This window comes from Corallococcus sp. CA047B, from assembly GCF_003612065.1.
GTDB lineage: Bacteria > Myxococcota > Myxococcia > Myxococcales > Myxococcaceae > Corallococcus > Corallococcus praedator.
Genome location: NZ_RAWD01000065.1, coordinates 29,717 through 32,873, shown reverse-complemented (window position 1 = coordinate 32,873; position 3,157 = coordinate 29,717). Strand labels below are relative to the sequence as shown.

The following is a 3,157-nucleotide window of genomic DNA, read 5'->3' as shown; positions in this document are numbered from 1 at the left end:
ACGGAAGCCCCCGCCACCGGAGCCTCAAGCGACGCGGGCGCCACGGCCTCCACGGATGCCGGGACGACGGCGGCCGCCGCCACGTGTTCCGCGCGCGGCCTGAGCGCCGTGCCGAAGCCGACCGCGAAGCCCCTGCCTCCCGCGGCGGCGTCCATGCGCGAGCGCATCATCGCGGCGGCGGTGGCCTGCGACTACGCGGCGCTCCAGACGCTGGGCGACGAGAAGGGCAAGGCCGTGCGCTTCTCCTATGACCCCGACCAGGACATGGCCACCACGTGGCGCATCCAGGAGGAGTGGGCGGAAGCGCCGCAGCCCGTGCTGTCCCGGCTGGTCCAGGTCCTCAACCTGCCCTCCTACCAGGAGGGCAACCTCATCTACTGGCCCACCGCGTTCCGCGAGGGCGCCACCGACGCGGACTGGCGCGCGCTCAAGGGCCTCTACCCCGACGACCAGCTCCAGGCGATGCGCAAGGACAAGAGCTACCTGGGCCTGCGCGTCGGCATCACCGTGGACGGTGACTGGCAGCTCGCCGTCGCCGGGGACTGAAGCGTCAGTCGCCGGTGAGAAATCGCGCGACGGCCTCCTGCACCTCTTCGTCGCCCACCATCCCCACGTGGTCGGCCTTCGTCTCCAGCCGGTCCACGTGAAGGGGCGCCGGAGGCAGCGCGCGGGACATCAGCACGGAGCCGTCGCCCGCCGCGACGATGGGGTCCTCGAACGTGGGCTTCCCGTCGATGACCCGGAAGGACTTGATCAGCTGCTGCCCCACGCCCACCACCGCCAGCGTCCGGAACGGCGGCGGCGGTCCCTCCCGGTCGGAGAGCGACCGGGCCAGGCTCGCGCGCGCCTCCAACATGCGCTCCAACTGCTCGCGGTACGCGGGGTCCGTGCGCAGGCCCCCATCTTGGAACACGCCCCACCCGCCCTGGATCCACGCCTCGGGCGAGTACGCGTCGAAGGCCACCGGCTGACCGCTCGCGTCCGCGAAGAAGTCGCTCTGCGCGGGGAGCAACTGGAACGCGGACGCGAAGGTGAACAGCGCCTCGGGTGACAGCAGCGCGTGGTTGCGCCCCACCGGAGTGCCCAGCGTGAAGTCGTCGAACATGCCCGGCGCCCCACGGAAGGGCGTGCCCAGGAACACCACCCGCTTCACGTGCCGCGCGCCCGCCCACGTGGGCTCGCCCGTGTCGTCGCCCTGGCCATAGCGCAGGCACTGCAGGGTGATGAGGCCCCCCATGCTGTGCGCCACGAGGTTCACCTTCACCTTGCCCCCGCGCGCCTCCGCCAACTGGTCCAACAGCGCGCACAGCCGCTTCGCCGTCTCGCGGTTGTCCTGGCGCCAGTCGTAGTCGAAGACGACGAAGCCCGGCAGCCGGTCGCGGCCGAACTCCAGGAAGCCCCTGTAGACGTCGTACTTCGCCACCCACGGCAGTACCGTGAAGCGCGTCACCGGCCCGTCCGACTCCAGTGCGCCGAAGCGGGGCGCGGGCCGCTGGCCGGCAAACGGCAGCGCCAGCGAGCGCTCCCCGCGCGACAGCACGTCCCCCACCGACACCCAGGCCCGCTCGCGCTCCGCGCCCGTCGAGGTGAGGAACGAACCCCGGTAGCCGTGGATGAAGACCGTCACCTCTTCACCGGTGGGCGGGGGCACCGCGACGCGAGAGGCGGTGCAGGCGCTCAACAACATCAGGACCGGGAGTGAAAACAGGCGCATGGGCCCACGGTCTCGCTCAGCGTCGCGCCGCAAGCAAGGACCGGCTGCGCACCGGAAGCCCGTGACACGTCAGCGCGAACGGCCGGGCGTGTCAGGTCTCCGCTGACACGTCCGGAGGTCAGGATTGCCCTCCCATTGGACACTCCTTCCGCCCTGGGGGCCCCTTGCGCGCCCTGGCCTGCCGAGTGCAAAAGACGACAATCGACCGACCCGGTCCGGGTCCTGGGAGCACACGGAACATGGATGCCATTGTCGAGCAGTTGAAGTCGCTGGCCCTGACGGAGGCGCTGCCGCTGCTCCTCAAGGTGATTGGCGCGCTGATCATCTGGTTCGTGGGCCGCACGGTCATCAGCGGCTTCCGCAAGGTGCTGGACATGGCCCTGCAGCGGCGGCAGCTGGATGCCACGCTGATCCGCTACATCGGTTCGCTCTTCACGGGCGCCCTCACCATGATGCTGATGGTCGGCATCCTGGGCCTGATGGGCGTGGAGACCACGTCCTTCGCCGCGCTGATCGCCGCGGCGGGTATCGCCATCGGCGCGGCCTGGTCCGGCCTGCTCGCCAACTTCGCCGCGGGCGTCTTCCTGCTGGTGCTGCGTCCCTTCCGCGTGGGCGAGGAGATCTGCGCCGGCGGGGTGGTGGGCATCGTGCAGGAGATTGGCCTGTTCGTGACCACGCTCGACACGTCCGACAACGTGCGCATCTCCGTGGGCAACAACCAGATGTTCAGCGACAACATCATCAACTACAGCCACCACCCGCACCGCAAGATGACGGTCAAGGTGCCGCTGGTGCACAGCGCGGACGCGCGGACGCTGATGCAGGCGCTGACGGACCGCATGGCCAGCGTGCCCGGCGTCCAGGCGAAGCCCGCGCCCCAGGTGGAGGTGGCGGAGTTCACGCTCCACGGGCCCGTGCTGGCCGTGTGCATCTTCTGCAAGCCCACCGAATTCAACGACACGCAGGCGAACGTCGGCGAAGCGGTGGTGGAGATCCTCCAGCTCGCCAACTACGGCGCCTCCGTCCCCGCCCCGTCCCTGGCCGCCGAGCCTCCGGCGGTGTCGAAGGCCGGCTGAGTCACGAAGCTCGACGCACGCGAACACCCCGCCGGGGAGCTGGGAGGGGCGCCCTCCCCGGCGGACGACCCGGGAAGCCGGGCACACCTGGCACGACATCCGACGTCCTTCCTCCCGCGAAAGCGTGGGAAGAAGCTATTTCCGCAAATACCTGGATTCATTCGGGTGGGCGCTGGATCGCCCCCATGACAGGTCGCTCGATAGCGGAATAGTCTCATCCATGTGAATTTGACCCACCCCTGCGCCGACCCCGGAAGAACGGCGCAGGGCGTCAAACCCACAGCGACAACAGGTCAGGGTCCTCGCGAGTCCATCGCCCCGGGTGGCGCTCGCGTGCGGTGGCGTCCCCGAGTGCGGAGTTCATGAG

3 protein-coding genes are annotated in these 3,157 nt (G+C 69.9%); 2 read left to right on the top strand and 1 reads right to left on the bottom strand.

What is annotated here, in order from left to right; genetic code table 11:
- A partial coding sequence (locus D7X74_RS13245; protein ID WP_233602081.1) for a hypothetical protein occupies window positions 1-546 on the top strand: 546 nt, incomplete at its 5' end.
- Window positions 547-550: 4 nt separating this feature from the next.
- Here D7X74_RS13245 and D7X74_RS13240 read toward each other — a convergent pair.
- Complete coding sequence (locus D7X74_RS13240; protein WP_120533308.1) at window positions 551-1,714, bottom strand: hypothetical protein; 1,164 nt, start codon at window positions 1,712-1,714, stop codon at window positions 551-553.
- Window positions 1,715-1,953: 239 nt separating this feature from the next.
- Here D7X74_RS13240 and D7X74_RS13235 point away from each other — a divergent pair, with 239 nt between their 5' ends.
- Window positions 1,954-2,790 carry a mechanosensitive ion channel family protein gene (locus tag D7X74_RS13235; RefSeq protein WP_120533307.1) on the top strand — a complete coding sequence of 279 codons (837 nt, stop codon included), beginning with the start codon at window positions 1,954-1,956 and terminating at the stop codon, window positions 2,788-2,790.
- Window positions 2,791-3,157: the final 367 nt, after the last annotated feature.

Coding starts and splice junctions, on each gene's coding strand:
- D7X74_RS13240 (WP_120533308.1), bottom strand. CDS start 1,714: ATGCGCCTGTTTTCACTCCCGGTCCTGATGTTGTTGAGCGCCTGCACC.
- D7X74_RS13235 (WP_120533307.1), top strand. CDS start 1,954: ATGGATGCCATTGTCGAGCAGTTGAAGTCGCTGGCCCTGACGGAGGCG.